This is a genomic window from Undibacterium sp. 14-3-2, assembly GCF_016595265.1.
GTDB lineage: Bacteria > Pseudomonadota > Gammaproteobacteria > Burkholderiales > Burkholderiaceae_D > Undibacterium > Undibacterium aquatile.
Map to the genome: position 1 here is coordinate 330,291 of NZ_JAENGS010000001.1, position 15,912 is coordinate 346,202.

Below are 15,912 nucleotides of genomic sequence, written 5' to 3' on the forward strand. Positions count from 1 at the left end.
TGAAATGGCATTATTGAAAATGCACAAAGATGCAGATTGCTAAGTCTTATACTAGCTACATAAAAGAGTGAAATTTTTAATAAAACTCTTCTTCTTGAGCAACGTATCCCAAAATACCCTCAACTATATAATTTTGCCAAAACAGTGCGTGACCTGTTGGATATCTTGTCCAAGTTGCATGGCTACTGGCTCCGACAAGATTTGGGTTTGCGTAAACTCTCATGAGTGGAACTGTTCCTGGAACTTGATTCGTGTAAACAACACCATATATACCTTCATTTAGTTGCCCCTCGCAATTTATATCTCTTGATGCAAAGTGGTGCTCTCCACCGCGATTAGGTATAACACAACGGTAGACAGGTGCAGTCGGTCCGGCTGTTCCAGAAACAGATCTCCACGCAATAACCAACTGTATATTACTCCCCCCTACTCTTATTGCTTCGTACATATCGTTTGTTTCAAAAGCCACTTTGTCCTGAATCTGTGTTCGATAAATAACTTTGATCTGTTGTGCTTGTGCGGACGAAAAAGCGAGTCCTGACAGAAGCGAAATACCAATAAGCAAATTACGTAAATTCATGTTAGCCTTCCTAGTAATTAATTGACAAAATATGTCTTTAAAGAAACTTATCAAAGACCCAATTAATTATATGGCATAATTAAATTTTTAAGAAGACAAAATGATAATTTGCATATTAACTTCTCAAGTTATTTTTTATGCAATTCTCTTCGCATGTATGTAATTTAATAGCATTTTTTATCGCGCTGTATAGGTGAGAAGTCAACATTCCCAAGACCATAGCCACAGATTTTTTTGGGGGAGGATTTACACATTTATCATATTCGCCGACACAAATATCGCTTAACTGGCATGTGCCGAGTCTAAAAAGTAAATTTCATTGGATATGGCGTCTAGGAAAAACCGCAATCGAATCGCGTGATGAAAAATGTCCGGATTTGGGATGCAATAAAACAGGCCACATTGAGAGGGGTGGCATTTACCGCAGACCGATAGAACAAGATTAAGCGAGTTGGTTGCCGATACTGTGACGATTCAAATCATTTACTAGATCCGCCGCCCCAATTCATCAAACTTTGGCTCGATTGAGTTATTTTTGTCAGCCACTAAATCTCCACCACGAGATTCGGATCAAAGCTACCATTCTCCACACCACCGCCACGCGTCATATATCCACATGGGTTGCAAACAACCCTGCATTTTTCCAGTTGATAATCAAATGAATTGTGCATGTGACCGTGCACCCACATATCTGCTTGCTTCACGAGGTCATCTAAGTTGGACGCGAACGCGGCAGAGACTATGTCATTTGCATATCGCTCAGCAACAGACAACGTAGACGGTGCCATGTGGGTAACGACTACCGTTTTACCTGAGAATTTCTCTGCCAATTTCGTTTGAAGCCAATGTTTTTGTGTTGCATGCATTTTGGCGGTGTCGGCTGCTCTTAACTTCTGATCGCTGACGTTTGTCAGACGAATGCGCTTGTAATCCATTATGACCGCCTCAGCTGCGCGCATCGCAGCTTGTCTGGTGTCGGTACCGAACAGGTCAAAGTCCGTCCACATGGTGGCACCAAGAAAACGAACGCCATCTACAACGAGTTCGCCTTCGTTTAAGAAATGCACGTGCCCGGTCGCCTTGCAGGCTTCTGCGATCTCTACCTGTACATCTTCGAGATTTTTACCGTAAGCTTCGTGATTCCCGTGAATATACAAAACAGGAACATCTGCAAAGGTTTGGTGTGCCCATTCCACTGCTTTAGCACCTGTATGGATGTCGCCAGCCAGGATAATCACATCAGGACGGCTGATCGCGATATCAATCTTTGGTGCGAACTCTTTCCACAGTTCAAGATGTAAATCGGAGAGGGGCAGGATACGCATAAAATTGTGTTGGTTAATTTTTGCTGAATTGTAGATCGTCAGTATGCAATGATTTCTTTATACATGAAACGCGTGGCGATTCGCCCGAGTATTGCATAGTCGCCGCCAAAACTTTTTTATGGAACATTCGCATCGCTTGAAGTACAAGGTCAGATTCTTGTGCTGGAATTTCCAAATTGTGCAGTCTCAGAACCTTCATTCGGTAGACTTCACGGTTAATTGATAAGGTCTCCTGAAAAATATCGAGATCATGATCAGGTAACGAATGCAGATTGGCTGTGTTGTTGATCCAGTCCTCAAGGTGCATGATTAACTGGTCTTGTTGCTGCAACGTGATCGCATACGATTGAGATAGATTTGTAAGCGTTTGGTCTAATTCTGCTTGTAATCGATTAAAGCGCAGCAAAAAATTCTGATTTACTAAATTTTCGATAGAAGTCATAGGTATTACATCATGTGTGGCGATCGCGCTATTGAATAAGGTCGCCACACGTTAATACGAAAAACAATTGCGTCAGTTTTATTCTCTGGCGACTGCAGCTTGGGAGATCACAGCTATTTTGATCAGTTCAAAATCCAATTCAGTGTCAGATAATTGGAGTATTCCTTATATTGCTTTTCAACGGACAAGAGCTGATAAGCGATGCGACCAATAATTACCTTCGTCGATATTTTTGAGTGACATGCTGAGCCGTGTTTGCTCTGCACAAAAGAAATAGAATTCAATTTTTGCATCCTTCGCTTTGGTCAAGTATCTACCTGTCATTGATTTATCCGTCGATTCCGTCCAGTGAAGCTTCCAAGTATCGATTTCTTTAAAATCGATTAACCACCAAACCCGACCATTCATCTTTACGAGTAGCATTTTCTTTGCTTCCAGATCAAATAGAGTGATATCAGTGGCTCCTCTAAAACTTAGTGACTTTCCCAACTGAAATTTAGTGCCGTATTGCGAGTTCACCAATGCCGCTATCTTTTCTATCCGTTGATCAATTTTTTTGCTTTCGCCACGAAGCAGAACGATATAACCAATAATGAACATGACGGGTAAAAACCAATATGAGCCGAACCCACCAAACGGAAGGCAGATCAGCAAGAATAGAGAAAACAATCCGCAGAGCCTTCCAATAATGAAAACAATAAAATACAGAAAAAAACCAATGTTATGTTGACGATCTGTAGGTTTAACCATAATCAGATAATTCCGTGACAAGGAGAAATAAGAAAAGTCGAAATATAGCTCTTATTTGCCACAATGTCACTTATAGTTATTATTGTGTTCCGTTAAGTTGGTAGACTGTAGGCGCGCAGAAAACGATTCTAGTGACTATGGAAAAGTCACAAAAAATCTTGTCGGCACGCGAAGTCTTCGGTCAAAACCTACGCCGTTTTCGGCGATTAAAAGATATTTCGCAAGAGGAATTGGCATTGCGCTCAGAACTGAGTCGCACCTATGTTAGCGAGGTCGAGCGGGGAATTCGAAATGTGTCAATCGACAATATGGGCTTGTTGGCGGAGGCACTTGGCGTTGAGCTCAAGGAGTTGGTAGATCCGAAAATTTTTTCGTCAATTGAGAGTCATTTAGATTAAACCGCGAAGCAACGGCATACTTGGAGACATTTCATTCTAGAATTTCTCGGGCCACGGAAGGTCTTCCGGAGCGACAATTATGCTTTGAAGCAAGAGCTACTTTACGTGACTGGCTCACTACAGTGGCACCGCGAAGTAATTCGGTGAAAGTACGCGTCAGCAGATATTGATTTCAACAGCATTTTGGGGCTGTGGCAGGTCCGACCTACCCATGACGTGCTTGAGCATTTTTTTGACCGATTCACCTGCATTAACAATCCTCAGTCGTGTGCTGGGATGCGCCAGTGGCCATACCCGAACAAGCTCATCAGCAAATGCCTGTCCGATATCATCTGTCGCCGCAAAATCAAGCTCAACTTCCTTGAAGTCCTCAAATCGCGCAACTACGCGCTTTGCTTGGGAGCGAGATGTCAGCTCGCCCTCGAATGCAGCCAGCGAAATGAAAAATTTGGATTTGCAAAAGGTAAGGTCGTTGGGATCCCTAAAGCGCGAGAAAACATCATGCGTCGTTCTGTTGCTGTTGTTGGCGATCTTCATACTGAAACGTGTTCCGCTTTGGTTCTCGATAGCATGCACTGAGCAGGTGTCATTTTCAAAAACGACGGAAAGACCACCAGATTCGATCATAAATCGATCAAACATCTTGCCGGCAAAAAATATGCCTTCACCCGGGTGAACTTCGGGAGCCACTGTGAGCTTCCCCTTTACAAGTTCCATGAGCGCATGAACATCGGACACCAAGTCAAAATGAGACTTTAGTTTTTCAAACACACCGATGCCATCATCAATAATTTCAAATTTCGTTTGCAGATCATTACGGTCGCAACGAATCGACACGTTCGTGGCAACAGAATGATCAATCACGTTATTGAGCATTTCGATGAATCCGTAATGACAAATACTGAAAACATTCTTGGGCAAATTTAATCCCGGCGCTATCAGTTCCTCCCAGACGCGAGACTCGTCCTTGACTGCCTCAAATGGTAACTGACGGTCAATTAGCATCTATTAACTCCAACAAATGTATCGGGCACTCATATACTTACTCCTAGTCATAAGGATAACGCATAGACGGTATCCTGTGATTCTGAGCCATCTCACCAGCGTCGTTCTATGTTTGCTAGCACTGGATTCATCCTAACAGTTACTGCTCTATTTTGTACTAGATAGTAATAACCAGATTAAGATTGAAATTTGTATTTTCGAACGCTTTAAGGTAAATAATTGAAGACTAATTAGAGACCGCGTTCACTCGGTTGGGTATTTTCGACAATTGAAAGTCCAAACGAGCAATAGCCTTTTGGTACATAAAAATAGAAAGCGTTGAAATAAAAAAAAGGGGAATTTTATTCCCCTTTTTTTGTCCGTCTGACTGTTCTGTCTGCACTGCCTGATCAGCAAACCGTGCACGCGCCGGCCAAGAGTATCGACAACAAAATTCCTCAAGGTGTCAGTGCTCGATGCCGTGACGGGTCTTATAGTTTTAGTAAAAAACATCGAGGAACGTGCTCCCGTCACGGTGGCGTGGTCACCGGCTTTAGTCATGCTGAAAACTTTTGTTCTCAATGTTTAAATTAGCACTGGTTCAAATGTTTTGCGCCCATGCGTACTCAATTACTAATTGAGTAATTTGTCTTAATTAGTGTCAAGTGCGTATTCCAGTAAAAACCAGCCAACCATTCTCGTTCAATGGCGGCCAGTGATTCTGATCCGCAGTAATCCAATGATTTCAGTCGGATACCGACACGCCAGGAGTGATCATATGAATTTGGAATGATGATTTTATATGATCGGTGGCTTTCGCCCCAAAGCAGACATTTGCAACGCAAAAATGGGAGATAACTACAGGGTTAAGCCGCACCTAAACATTGGCCCGTGCGAAGCGACGATAGCCATATGCGTAGCGTCTGCTGATGTTTAGACTTTCCCTTGAACAGATTGTCAGACGCCGTCACGCCGGGACTCTTCTGATGAAATCGGTAACCTGAGCCAAGAATGTTGCAACCAGTTGCGCGTCATATTTTTCAAAATGACCATGAGCAGCCTCGTTCCGGATTCCCAACGCGCTTAGGACAATTTTCTGCATCATTTTGTCGTAGACGTTGGCAGCTGCGAGATCTGCGTTAAGTGCGTCTGCCTTCCGTTGCTTAATCTTGCCATCCGGCTGAACTTGCGTTGTTGAAATGGAGTGTTTGCCGCAAAGCCTACGGAGGTGTTCCTCCAGCACACCTCCGCCTATGACCGCCGCAGGATCCTTTCGACCTTCAGCAAGCAGGTCGTCAGCCATGGTCAAAAAGTCAGCGTAGAACTCGGATGCGACAATGCCTCGTACCGACCACAGCCATTGGGACCGAAGTTCAGCGTTCACTTCCTCCAAGAGTGCGACACCACGCTCGACATGAACGCGATGGTTTGATTGACAGTGCTGGCGGAAGTGTTCCAAATATGGTGAATCCTTTCCAAGCGTCCTTTCTATGAAATTAAGAGACGCAACTCGGAAGGGGAGAAACTTCAGATAGTTGAGTTCAGTGATCGTGCTCTTTCGGTCATCTGGATCCGTTCGCGTAGTTTCACTCTTGAGCGCAGCTTTTCCATTGTTAATTATTTCTTCAAGTCGATTAATTGTCTGTTGATAGTCAGGAACCAAGTGATTCTCCTATATCAAGGCGTCTAACGCCTGGGGTAAGCCGCGGCGAAGCGCGGGAGGGGGCAGCCGACAGTTGAAAGTTATCGACACTAAATTGGCCAGCCAGTTAGGCCGATTTCTCAAGTCGCTCCATATAGCTTGGAATCAACTTTTCGCTAAATCCAGAAAGGAAGGAAATTGAAGCCATGAAAAACGCGCCACCTTTTCCCTCAGCGAAAGCTGGCAGAAATATTCCAGATTTCACCAAGACATAGATGGCGACTCCTGCCACAACGGAAATTATTTGGCGCTCAATGCCATAGACTGAGTACATCCAGTAGCTTATTGCTCGTTGACCAATAACCTCCTTAGCGTTGTATGATACGGATATCAGTCCGCCAAGCGTTGCAAATGACATTGCGTAGATCAGCTGGGCTATTTGCGGGTTGTCGAGTAGGGCTCGCTCTGCGCGAAAGATATACAGTACAACTGATGCGAACCCAAGAAGGAGAGTAAATATGGTGGCGCCTAGCAGGTAGAAAAGGCGGCCATAAACTTTATGTCGATAGTCTTCGTTCGCGTCCCTTTCTATGTTCTCGAACTGTTTTTTAGCTTCCTCTGCTTGACCCAATATTGCGCAAACAATCGCGGAAGCTGCGCGTTGGCGGTAACTTGAGTCAGCGCCAGTTTTGTACATTACTGACTTTACCCGATCAAAGGCGTCTTTGGCCTTTTGAAAATTCATCACCGGCAAGTCATTTTCTTCAATTTTTGTGTAGATTCTGACTTTTATGGACTCTATTGGCGGAAGTTCTTCAACTTCGTAAATTACATATTCGTCTCCTCTGGCGAAAATCTTCTTTATTGTATTTCCGCTAGCGTCTGTGGCGCCGATCACATAGCCTGCCAGATCTTCTTGTTGAATTCTCTGATAGGCTTGGCGCTTGCCGTCTTCGCTTGACTCAATGTTGCTAATTGTGGCGGTCATTCTCTATCCTAAGTAAGTGGTCTAACGCCGCACTAGCATGCGCACAACATTGTGGCGCGAAGCGGCAGCTTTATATCGCGTTTCCGGGTTGAGTGACAAGTTAGAGGTGTTATCTTTCATTGAACAATCTCCCCACGGTCAACGGCATTTTTGTTGAGACGCGCAATTCGCCGTCACCAAGATAATTTTCATTATGAGTGCCAACTATCGCTAAGTCCGTCTTTGGCAGGAAGCGAATCGATTCAATAATTTGGGGAGAGTCGCAGGGATTATTAAATTTCAGATCTTTTGCAATCAACTTTCCATCAGCGCAGGCTTGAATCGCTTACTCGCTCTCTTCTTCCGGCGCTGTCTTGGTTTTTGGCTTCGGCTGGGCTTTGGCAGGAGTGACAGCAATAATTGCCGCGCTCGCCAAGTCCTTCACTTGCTCTGCGAAGCCGGGCACCACCTTCATTGCCTTCTTCATAACATCCGAAGAGGCTAATTCATGCCATGGGCTGCCGTGACTGTCTGTCTCCACTAAGCGAAGGGGGAGTTCATCGAGGCGGGTCAGTGCAGATGTAAGGAGTTTGGCCTCCATGTCCTTGTCAAACCTTGCAGCTTCACGCCGGAATCCTTCGTAGGCACGCGAGATTGAAGCCTTGAATGCGTAGTCCTCAGCAAGCCTGAAACGCTGTCCAATTTGTTTTGTTGCGAGCCATGCAAACCACACTGGCGCACCAACTGACAGTACAGAAAGAAGTAGGTTGAGAACGATCACCGAAGTGGATGCGTTTGGAACCTTGAAAAGTTCCGATAAAGCGTGCAGTTGGCCTGAGCCAAAATAGCTTCCGGCAGCCAAGGCCATAACTAATCCAGCAACCCAGAACCACATGGACGTTGACAACGTGTTTGAACGTTCGCTGAACGCCGCAGCCAGCCCGACGCTGGTTGCGGCAGAGTATGCAGTTTCGCAGCGCTCAAGCACCGCTCTTGCGTCTTCAGCACTTTTGTTGAGCTGCTTGTCGATTTCATCAGCTTCATCTCGTATCCGCAGGACATCGGTTTGGTCTCGCGTCGCATCTTTGACAAGGTCAGCAATTTTTTGCCGCGCCTCGGACAGTGACTCCAAGTCTGTAGGCAGTTGATCCGCCGCGTTGTATGCTTGCTCTATGCGTTCGACCATCGTGCCAAGGGATACGGTACGAGGTTCCAGCCCATTTAACCGTGCTTCCATGCTACGAAGCTGGTTTGCCAATTTTTTCAGTTTGACTACGGCATCCGCATGACCGTCATTGGTCAGGACTGGCGCAAGCGCTTTGCGAAGCCCTTGAAGGGTAAAGAGGTACGCAGGCACCGCTTGCCCAGCATTACCCCATAGCTGGGCAACGGTGTGTTGCTGAAGGAACTGAAGGCGACGGATGTAATCCTGCAATCTGGCATCGTGGTCACCAACGTCGTTTCCACCTTGACTCTCGATCAAGTCAAAGATGGACTGCGCCTCTTCGATTAGTTCAGCCCGTGTGAGACCAGGAAAGCTCCAGTTTCCATGCGCAATTCCAAAGGGTTCCTCGTTCGGAACTACGGATCGCACTTGGGCAATGACCTGCTCCAATTGCCTATTAATTGTCGTTAGCGTCTCATGCATCCCATTCCCCTCAAGCAAGACCTTATTTCCTTTCGTGCAATACTATTCTACATGTGAATACTTTACTGAATATCAATAAGCACACGAAATATATTCTCCATTGATGACTTATGGTGCACTTAGGAACTCAGCTTGGCAAAAACAAAGAAGGCACCAGATTCAAAGCTTTTTTGTCGTCTGTCGCTGGTTTTCAAGATCAGTGCATTTAACCGCTGTGCCTCTCTGCCTAACGCTGCTTTTTAATTCTGGATTCTAGGAACGCCAAGCACTTTGCCGTGTTCTAGCGGGAAGCGGAGTTATGCAGATCACTGCTTCGGGAAGGAGTCGAACGTCCGCTTTGCGAGAACAGCCGGTGGAAATAAATGAAAATACATAGTCAAGTACACCACCGAGTAATACAGCCGCTAAATATTTTTATTAAAATAAATACAGTTATTTTCTTAAATATCGAGATTCTTAATTAATTTGATGTATTTCTAAAATACCGTTAACTTCACCAATAGCTGCCCATTTTGAAATGCGTCAAGGTGACCACTTTACGATGCGAGTGGGTGACTAAATTATAATGCGAACGTGTGCCTGATTTGATGAGAGTATTCAGTCAGGATCGTGGTGGTGCGATGAGATGCGTACTTTCGTTACAGATCGAGTAATTTCAAGCACTGCGTTTCGATTTTATTGATCATTTTTTTGTGACGTACCTCAAAAATCTCCCGTATAGGAATATCATTAATCTTCTCCAGCCGTAGTTGTGCTTTAAGTTCTGGCCGCTGTTCCCCAAGTGTTCGCCGCAGATTGTCGAACAGAGTCATGTCGTAGATATCAAAAATACGTTGCTCGGTTTGGAAGGTAGAATCTTGTAGGAACACCTCACGCTTCCCAATCGGCATCTCATCTAGAACCGACGGGCTCATGTACCACTCGTTACTGCAAGCTATGATCGACTCCACCAGATCCAGGACCCCCACTTCTGAAGAAAAGCGTTGATCCAAAATATCGATCAGCGATGAGTCAGTGTTTTTTGGAATGACACCAAAGACCAGACTGGAATCCTTATATGGTATGACGGAAAAATAAAAGTCAAGCTGCCGATCTGTTGCAACCATAGGGATGAAGCAATTCACCGCAACAGGGATTCTGAACTCTAGACGCCGAAAGGTCACGAAATGGCTCGATTTCTCAGTGGTGACAAAACCAAAACTGTTGAGGGGGCGGTCCTCAATGACCGCCCTGACTCTCAATAACTCTGTCGGCAATTCCATCAACGCTCGCGCTCTGCGCTTATGCACTTCGGCAGATTTCTTTAGGTCGCTTAGAAACAGATTTTTTTCGTCTTCCTCTAACAGCCATGGCTGGTCGACGGCGTGGTCTTCAATAGCGCGTGCAACGTCACAGTCCCCATTTAATTCAGCAAGCCGAGATTCGTTGATACAGCGTGAAATGACTGACCTGTAGGCTTGCATCAGTAAGCTCTTTGCTCGAGTAATTTCCCAGTTGTCCAGATCAGAGAACAGTACCTCATGTTTTTCGCAAAAACCGTTAAAAGCGGTCGCTTCGTTAATACTTATAAGTCCGAATTGCAAAATTTTCGTATCATATTGCCGACGCGACTCAATAGTCGATAGGTATTCTTCTTCTGCGATGGTCGAGAGAGCGATCGCTTTCGAAATAGCATGGGAATAAATGCTTCTTTTGGTACATCCAGAATGCAGGCAAGTCCACTTTCTATTCCGCTTCAAAACAGCTTGTGCGGCCTTCTGATAACGGTTAGCGGACTCGAATTTCTTTTTTTGATCCCCGGTCTTCATTTCGCATAAATATATTGATGTGGCTAACGGCGTAAATTTCTATTTTGATCACGATATTCGAGTGTTAAAAGTTGTTGTGTAAATTCTTCAATTTCTGGATCAAATAGAAGCATTTCCATAAAATTCCGTTCCAAACTCGATTTGTACGTACCAAATTTTGGCACCTTTTCAGTAATACCTCTTGTACTTGGGAGAAATTTCGAACTAGAGGGTTTGCTGGAGTTGGATGTCGAAATGTGCTCATTCTCATATTCCCATGAAAATTGGGATTATTTCGCACTTATTTCTAAAAATTACAGCAGGAACCATTTTCTTAAATTGTAATAATTGCGCCAATTGTCGACGCGCGTTTGAAGTGCTATGGGAATATAGTGTTACATCTAAAGACTTGATAGGAACTAAAAGATGGGGCAGGCAAAAATAAAGCGCAGTGAAAATTTTCCAGTCCAACTTATCGAAGAATGGGAAGCTGACGATTGCGTTAACTTCGCAGTTGCATTGGCGCGCATAACAGGTTGGTTACTACACGTCGACTGGTGGACGACCTCTCCGCCAGGCGCAGAAATTTCTATTGATCAACTCAAGCCGCTAAGAGTTTACGTCGCTGATAATCGGGATAAAATTTTTGATGTTCGCGGCGTCAAAACGATTTACGAATTTAACCAAAGCACAATCATTAAAATTGCCAATAAAGTGGGCACAGGGATGGGTGGAATTCTCACTCGATATTATAACGAAGAAAGGTTGCCATCACTGCCTTTACGGAGCCAGCCGGATGAGACTAAAGTGGCAGCAGCCATGGAAGTGATCAAGGAAAATCCCGCTTATCTCGCGGCCATCCCCAAAAGAGCGATGCGATGTATTCCTGCGTATGACGCTGCTCGTTATACTTTCGGCCGCTGTTCGGCTTTTGCTGAAGCCATGCATGAACTGACTGGGTTGCCACCGGTTGCCCTATTGGCGACGAAATTTTCTCGGCAGTTTGCCGCAACCAAACGTGCAGAAAATGGCTACTTCCACAGCTTAGTGCTGCATCCAGACGGCACGGGGGAAGATGCCTGGGGTAAAGCCTCGATTGAAGATATTGCTGGTCGTTTCGGTGCCATCGAATTTCAGACTAGCGACAAAGTCCATCGCCAAGTAATCGAGAATATGTTGCGGTCATCGAAGGATATTTATGAAGAAGAATTTACCCGAGCGTTGGGTATTATTCGTGAATATCGGGATAAGCAGAACACTGCTACAGCAGGGCTGTTTCCTGATAAGAGAGCCGATTGAGCCATATGTGTTGCAACACAGAGAGTTTGAATTCGGCACTGTAGTGGCTGTATTTTTTATCTAAGCCATCGGCACCACGCAACTGAAACCGGCGTACCCAGTGACGAACTATGGAATGATCGATGCCAAACTGCCTGGCTACCAGAGCGCAGCCAGCGCTCTCCTGCAGATAGCACTCAATAACCTGTAGTTTGAATTGCTTTGTATATTTACTCATGAAAACACCCCAAAAGTATGGACGGGTGTCCAACTTTTGGGGTGCAGTTCAAAAATAGCAGGGGCTTTTTTTACTTACATTGTGTTGGCCTCCTCATAACCTAAATCAGTCAAACGCAAAAATCGTCCACCCATCAGTATTTCGATACAGGTGTCTTTTTCGAGTTTTAGTAATGCCTCGTTGAAGTAACCATTGGTATATACCGTCCTCTCGTTCATGAAAGCATGAATATTGACCACCGACTCAGGAGCAATATTCTTTTTACGGAAGACGTCGAGTATTGCTGTGCGAGCTTTGAGCAAATGCATAGGATTGAGTTCGTGGTGCATGGTAAATCTCCTTAGTTAGCCTTGAAATTGCACACCATGTGCAAAACAGGTCAGCGTATTTACTAGACTGCTTTTTCAAGGCGACGTGAAATTGGTATCTGCAGGAGAAAATCACTGGTTTTTGGTAAATATATTTTTTAATCGATTTAATTTATTCGATAGCTTTTATATTTGTTATTGAAAACATATTTTATCGATAGTAAATTATCGGCGTTATGAATGTGATAAGGAGTTCTCACATGCTAGAAAAAACTCAACGAGCAGATCGATTGGCAGAGATTTGTATGCAGATAGGATTTGCTCTCTGGCAGCTACAGGAGTTAGAGGGCTGTACAGCCATTTATTTTGTTCTCCTGACGCAAGCAAGCAAAGGAATGGGCAGGAGTATTGGTGAGGCATTGGTTGAGAAAGCGCAAAGTAAGACGTTTGGTGCCACCATCAAGCAATTGGAAAAAGCCAATTTATTACCTACAGATTTGGCGAAACGCTACATATCGTTATTGGAGGAACGCAACTGGCTTGTTCATCGGTCACGCACCGATAGCCGGGGGGCAATTCACCATGAGCTTATTGCGCAAAAACTCCTCCTACGACTTGACGCCATCGCAGATGAAGCGGCTGCGTTGCTTAAGATGATCGGACTGAAGATGGAGAGTTTTGCTCAGGAAAATGGTGTATCAAATGACCAGATCGAATTGCAGAGCGCGCGTCTGTTAAGAGAATGGCAAACAAATAGTGACGATTGACACTATTCAACCATTGGCTGATATACCGATGTCGGCATGCCCCTTATGCGTATTAAATTGTTAATTAAGTAATTTTTCTTAAATAGCAATAATTCTTAATTAATTTTGTGAAATTCTTAAATAGCGATAATTGCACCAACCGCCGCCAACCAGTGCAACGGCAGAGGCTGTATGGTGAGGTGCACGAAAAGGGCGCGATTTCCATTTATCGATAGAGAAACCCGAAGTCAGGGATTGTACTGCGGCTGATTCCAGCGCTTCCTGATCTGTCATTGATGGCAGTATTCCGGGGAAACGGGCCGCCAGCATAGATTTACCCGTTCCCGGCGGCCCTACCATCAGCACAGAATGATTTCCTGCTGCGGCAACTTCAAGCGCACGTTTTGCCTGTAACTGACCTTTGACTTCGGAAAAATCAGGATAGGTGCGACGTTGAATTGCAGCCTGCGGGCGATGCCGTTGCAGCTTGTTTTCTTCGTCAATGGCGGCGAAGTGAGCGCAAACCTGAAGCAATGAATCTGCCGGATAAATGGCCGCTTCCGTCACCAAAGCCGCCTCATCGGCATTCGCTCTGGGTAAAATAAATGCGGGTTTTGTATGTCCGTCAGCCGTGCTTTTGCAGATAGCGAAGGTCATCGCCAGTGCGCCACGGATGGGCCGTAATTCACCCGACAGTGATAACTCGCCAGCGAATTCGTATTGTGCGAGGGCATCTGCGGGTATCTGCCCGGATGCGGCCAGAATGCCAAGGGCGATAGGCAAATCGAAACGGCCGGATTCTTTTGGTAAGTCTGCCGGAGCAAGATTAACGGTGATTCTCTTTGCCGGAAACTCAAAACGGGCATTTTGTAATGCTGCCCTGACGCGGTCCTTGGACTCTTTTACTTCTGTCTCCGGGAGACCAACGATGGTAAAAGCAGGCAAACCGTTGGCCAGATGGACTTCCACCGTCACTTGTGGAGCATCCATCCCATTGAGTGCGCGACTTTTAAGAACCGCCAGCGACATATCCGGAACGTCCTGTTATTCCGTTATCTGCGCTTCTAAAGCCGCGACACGCGCTTCCAGTGCTTCGAGCTTACTGCGCGTCTTGGCCAGTACTTGTGCCTGTATATCAAATTCTTCCCGGGTTACCAGATCCAGTTTAGAGAAACCCTGTGTCATGATGGCTTTGACGTTTTTTTCTATGTCTTTGGCAGGAGAGTTTTCCAGCGCCTGACTGATTTTTGCCTGTACATCACTGAAGAAATTTTGCTTATCCATCATATCCCTGCCTGTATTTGTAAGTGAGTTTGCGATTGCACATTACTAGTGCGAAAAAAGTGCAGCCATAAAACACATTGCGCATCCCGCGTCAAAACGGTGCGAGATGGAGCGCCAGTATTTTATTTACCACTTCGCTATTAAACAGAAATCATAGCGTAAAGCCGTGGATGTGCCCACCAGCGTATTCATTTGATTGTATTCCTATACCTGATTGTTATACATCCATGACTGCACTACAGGTGGGCTGTATGTGAAAAAGTACAGTTGGCACGACTTCTGCTAATAGTGAAGCGTTCGTAACTTTTCGAAGTTCATTTCCTGCAAGGCCACGAACGATCTTCTGGCTTTGCGTACCGGTGGTTGATGAAGTGAGTTCAGTCCAGTTTCTTATACAAATCGATGTTTACTATATATAAACAAGGGGAAGCATAATGAAAAAATCAGTACTCGCCGCTGCAGTGACCGCAACATTGTTAAGCAGTTTCGCTTACGCAGATGAGCCAAAACCAGACAATGAATTGAGTTTTAACGTTGGTGTTGCCAGTGAATATCGTTATCGTGGTATCGCGCAGACACGTCTGGATCCTGCGTTACAAGGTGGCGCCGACTACACTCACAATCCTAGCGGTTTTTACGCCGGTACATGGTTATCGACCATTAAATGGGTAAAAGATGCCGGTGGCAGCGGTGATGTTGAGTGGGACATTTACGCCGGTAAGAAAGGCGAAATCACTAAAGATGTCAGCTACGACGCCGGTGTCCTGACCTACGTTTATCTCTCTAACGGTCTGGATAAGGTTCCGGGCTTTGTTGATGCGAACACGACTGAAATCTATGGACAGATCGGCACTGGCCCTGTGTACGCGAAGTATTCTCACTCCGTTACAAATCTGTTCGGCTTTGTGAATAGCAAAAACAGCGGCTACCTTGATCTGGGGGCAAACATTGAGTTACCGGATGCCTATACCCTGAACTTGCATGTTGGTCGCCAGATGATTAAAAATAATTCGGCGTCTTCGTATAACGACTGGAAAGTGGGCGTCACGAAAGAATTCTTTGGTGTGAATTTCAGTCTGGCCGCAGTCGGTACTAATGCTGACAAAAAACTGTATGTCACCCCAGCAGGCAAATTTACCGGTAAAACTACCCTGTTGTTGACCGCTGTAAAAACTTTCTGAAATGAGAGAACAACATGAAACTGATTACTGCCATTATTAAACCGTTTAAGCTCGACGAAGTCCGAGAAGCTTTATCAGAAATGGGTGTGCAAGGAATTACTGTGACTGAGGTGAAAGGTTTCGGTCGTCAGAAAGGGCATACCGAGTTGTATCGCGGTGCCGAGTATGTCGTCGATTTTCTGCCAAAAACAAAAATTGAAGCAGCCGTGGACGATGCGATTGTGGATCGTGCAATTGAAGCGATTGAAAGCGCTGCACGCACTGGAAAAATCGGTGACGGCAAGATTTTCGTCTATGACTTGCAACAGGTTGTGCGTATTCGTACCGGTGAAACCGGCAACGACGCACTCTGAT

The 15,912-nt window shown here is 45.2% G+C and carries 17 protein-coding genes and 2 pseudogenes; 6 read left to right on the plus strand and 13 right to left on the minus strand.

Features of this window, described 5'->3' with window-relative positions; all coding sequences use genetic code 11:
- Positions 1-76 precede the first annotated feature (76 nt).
- The 4 genes from Undi14_RS01450 to Undi14_RS01465 all read right to left on the minus strand — a co-directional run bounded on the left by Undi14_RS01450 (position 77) and on the right by Undi14_RS01465 (position 3,097).
- Complete coding sequence (locus Undi14_RS01450; RefSeq protein WP_200177653.1) at positions 77-580, minus strand: hypothetical protein; 504 nt, start codon at positions 578-580, stop codon at positions 77-79.
- Positions 581-1,125: 545 nt separating this feature from the next.
- Positions 1,126-1,905 (minus strand): metallophosphoesterase, encoded by a 780-nt coding sequence (locus Undi14_RS01455; protein WP_200177654.1) that lies wholly within the window; start codon positions 1,903-1,905, stop codon positions 1,126-1,128.
- A 13-nt stretch (positions 1,906-1,918) separates the two neighbouring features.
- Positions 1,919-2,347: a hypothetical protein gene (locus Undi14_RS01460; RefSeq protein ID WP_200177655.1), complete on the minus strand. Its 429-nt coding sequence runs from the start codon at positions 2,345-2,347 to the stop codon at positions 1,919-1,921.
- 177 nt (positions 2,348-2,524) lie between these two features.
- A complete protein-coding gene (locus Undi14_RS01465; protein WP_200177656.1) occupies positions 2,525-3,097 on the minus strand; it encodes a hypothetical protein in 573 nt (190 codons plus the stop codon).
- Positions 3,098-3,234: 137 nt separating this feature from the next.
- Between Undi14_RS01465 and Undi14_RS01470 the strand changes: the two genes are divergently transcribed.
- Positions 3,235-3,495 carry a helix-turn-helix domain-containing protein gene (locus tag Undi14_RS01470; RefSeq protein ID WP_200177657.1) on the plus strand — a complete coding sequence of 87 codons (261 nt, stop codon included), beginning with the start codon at positions 3,235-3,237 and terminating at the stop codon, positions 3,493-3,495.
- A gap of 156 nt (positions 3,496-3,651) precedes the next feature.
- Here the strand turns inward: Undi14_RS01470 and Undi14_RS01475 are convergent, their stop codons facing one another.
- A complete protein-coding gene (locus Undi14_RS01475; RefSeq protein WP_200177658.1) occupies positions 3,652-4,500 on the minus strand; it encodes an STAS-like domain-containing protein in 849 nt (282 codons plus the stop codon).
- A 387-nt stretch (positions 4,501-4,887) separates the two neighbouring features.
- On the opposite strand from Undi14_RS01475, the pseudogene Undi14_RS01480 reads away from it, so the two are divergent.
- Positions 4,888-5,073: pseudogene (locus Undi14_RS01480) on the plus strand (DUF3761 domain-containing protein); the annotation flags it as partial.
- Positions 5,074-5,446: 373 nt separating this feature from the next.
- On the opposite strand, the gene Undi14_RS01485 reads toward Undi14_RS01480, so the two are convergent.
- From Undi14_RS01485 to Undi14_RS01500, 4 genes are all read right to left on the minus strand, one after another.
- Positions 5,447-6,142, minus strand: coding sequence for a hypothetical protein (locus tag Undi14_RS01485; RefSeq protein WP_200177659.1), 696 nt, complete (start codon positions 6,140-6,142; stop codon positions 5,447-5,449).
- A 106-nt stretch (positions 6,143-6,248) separates the two neighbouring features.
- A complete protein-coding gene (locus tag Undi14_RS01490) occupies positions 6,249-7,109 on the minus strand; it encodes a hypothetical protein (RefSeq protein WP_200177660.1) in 861 nt (286 codons plus the stop codon).
- 325 nt (positions 7,110-7,434) lie between these two features.
- The gene (locus Undi14_RS01495; RefSeq protein ID WP_200177661.1) at positions 7,435-8,736 is read right to left on the minus strand and encodes a hypothetical protein; all 1,302 of its coding nucleotides are present in this window, start codon (positions 8,734-8,736) and stop codon (positions 7,435-7,437) included.
- A gap of 638 nt (positions 8,737-9,374) precedes the next feature.
- Positions 9,375-10,544: a hypothetical protein gene (locus Undi14_RS01500; protein ID WP_200177662.1), complete on the minus strand. Its 1,170-nt coding sequence runs from the start codon at positions 10,542-10,544 to the stop codon at positions 9,375-9,377.
- A gap of 405 nt (positions 10,545-10,949) precedes the next feature.
- Here Undi14_RS01500 and Undi14_RS01505 point away from each other — a divergent pair, with 405 nt between their 5' ends.
- Positions 10,950-11,822: a hypothetical protein gene (locus Undi14_RS01505; RefSeq protein ID WP_200177663.1), complete on the plus strand. Its 873-nt coding sequence runs from the start codon at positions 10,950-10,952 to the stop codon at positions 11,820-11,822.
- Here Undi14_RS01505 and Undi14_RS01510 read toward each other — a convergent pair.
- Both Undi14_RS01510 and Undi14_RS01515 read right to left on the minus strand, forming a co-directional pair.
- Positions 11,785-12,039 (minus strand): helix-turn-helix domain-containing protein, encoded by a 255-nt coding sequence (locus Undi14_RS01510; RefSeq protein WP_162019761.1) that lies wholly within the window; start codon positions 12,037-12,039, stop codon positions 11,785-11,787. The genes Undi14_RS01505 and Undi14_RS01510 overlap by 38 nt on opposite strands.
- Positions 12,040-12,113: 74 nt before the next feature.
- Entirely contained in the window at positions 12,114-12,368 is a 255-nt protein-coding gene (locus Undi14_RS01515; protein ID WP_200177664.1) for a hypothetical protein, read from the minus strand.
- 239 nt (positions 12,369-12,607) lie between these two features.
- On the opposite strand from Undi14_RS01515, the gene Undi14_RS01520 reads away from it, so the two are divergent.
- Positions 12,608-13,114 carry a hypothetical protein gene (locus Undi14_RS01520; protein WP_200177665.1) on the plus strand — a complete coding sequence of 169 codons (507 nt, stop codon included), beginning with the start codon at positions 12,608-12,610 and terminating at the stop codon, positions 13,112-13,114.
- 138 nt (positions 13,115-13,252) lie between these two features.
- Here Undi14_RS01520 and Undi14_RS01525 read toward each other — a convergent pair.
- Both Undi14_RS01525 and Undi14_RS01530 read right to left on the minus strand, forming a co-directional pair.
- A pseudogene (locus tag Undi14_RS01525) lies at positions 13,253-14,122 on the minus strand (YifB family Mg chelatase-like AAA ATPase); the annotation flags it as partial.
- Between the two features lie 15 nt (positions 14,123-14,137).
- Positions 14,138-14,377, minus strand: coding sequence for an accessory factor UbiK family protein (locus tag Undi14_RS01530; protein WP_186884197.1), 240 nt, complete (start codon positions 14,375-14,377; stop codon positions 14,138-14,140).
- A gap of 434 nt (positions 14,378-14,811) precedes the next feature.
- Between Undi14_RS01530 and Undi14_RS01535 the strand changes: the two genes are divergently transcribed.
- Together Undi14_RS01535 and Undi14_RS01540 are read left to right on the plus strand one after the other, a co-directional pair.
- Entirely contained in the window at positions 14,812-15,558 is a 747-nt protein-coding gene (locus Undi14_RS01535; RefSeq protein WP_186883932.1) for a TorF family putative porin, read from the plus strand.
- Between the two features lie 14 nt (positions 15,559-15,572).
- Positions 15,573-15,911: a P-II family nitrogen regulator gene (locus Undi14_RS01540; RefSeq protein ID WP_186883931.1), complete on the plus strand. Its 339-nt coding sequence runs from the start codon at positions 15,573-15,575 to the stop codon at positions 15,909-15,911.
- The last annotated feature ends 1 nt before the right edge of the window (position 15,912 follow it).

Excerpts from the sequence above, each read along its gene's own strand:
- Undi14_RS01500 (WP_200177662.1), bottom strand. The coding sequence starts at position 10,544 with ATGAAGACCGGGGATCAAAAAAAGAAATTCGAGTCCGCTAACCGTTAT.
- Undi14_RS01510 (WP_162019761.1), bottom strand. The coding sequence starts at position 12,039 with ATGAGTAAATATACAAAGCAATTCAAACTACAGGTTATTGAGTGCTAT.
- Undi14_RS01490 (WP_200177660.1), bottom strand. The coding sequence starts at position 7,109 with ATGACCGCCACAATTAGCAACATTGAGTCAAGCGAAGACGGCAAGCGC.
- Undi14_RS01475 (WP_200177658.1), bottom strand. The coding sequence starts at position 4,500 with ATGCTAATTGACCGTCAGTTACCATTTGAGGCAGTCAAGGACGAGTCT.
- Undi14_RS01450 (WP_200177653.1), bottom strand. The coding sequence starts at position 580 with ATGAATTTACGTAATTTGCTTATTGGTATTTCGCTTCTGTCAGGACTC.
- Undi14_RS01470 (WP_200177657.1), top strand. The coding sequence starts at position 3,235 with ATGGAAAAGTCACAAAAAATCTTGTCGGCACGCGAAGTCTTCGGTCAA.
- Undi14_RS01515 (WP_200177664.1), bottom strand. The coding sequence starts at position 12,368 with ATGCACCACGAACTCAATCCTATGCATTTGCTCAAAGCTCGCACAGCA.
- Undi14_RS01505 (WP_200177663.1), top strand. The coding sequence starts at position 10,950 with ATGGGGCAGGCAAAAATAAAGCGCAGTGAAAATTTTCCAGTCCAACTT.
- Undi14_RS01530 (WP_186884197.1), bottom strand. The coding sequence starts at position 14,377 with ATGGATAAGCAAAATTTCTTCAGTGATGTACAGGCAAAAATCAGTCAG.
- Undi14_RS01460 (WP_200177655.1), bottom strand. The coding sequence starts at position 2,347 with ATGACTTCTATCGAAAATTTAGTAAATCAGAATTTTTTGCTGCGCTTT.
- Undi14_RS01540 (WP_186883931.1), top strand. The coding sequence starts at position 15,573 with ATGAAACTGATTACTGCCATTATTAAACCGTTTAAGCTCGACGAAGTC.
- Undi14_RS01520 (WP_200177665.1), top strand. The coding sequence starts at position 12,608 with ATGCTAGAAAAAACTCAACGAGCAGATCGATTGGCAGAGATTTGTATG.
- Undi14_RS01465 (WP_200177656.1), bottom strand. The coding sequence starts at position 3,097 with ATGGTTAAACCTACAGATCGTCAACATAACATTGGTTTTTTTCTGTAT.
- Undi14_RS01535 (WP_186883932.1), top strand. The coding sequence starts at position 14,812 with ATGAAAAAATCAGTACTCGCCGCTGCAGTGACCGCAACATTGTTAAGC.
- Undi14_RS01495 (WP_200177661.1), bottom strand. The coding sequence starts at position 8,736 with ATGCATGAGACGCTAACGACAATTAATAGGCAATTGGAGCAGGTCATT.
- Undi14_RS01455 (WP_200177654.1), bottom strand. The coding sequence starts at position 1,905 with ATGCGTATCCTGCCCCTCTCCGATTTACATCTTGAACTGTGGAAAGAG.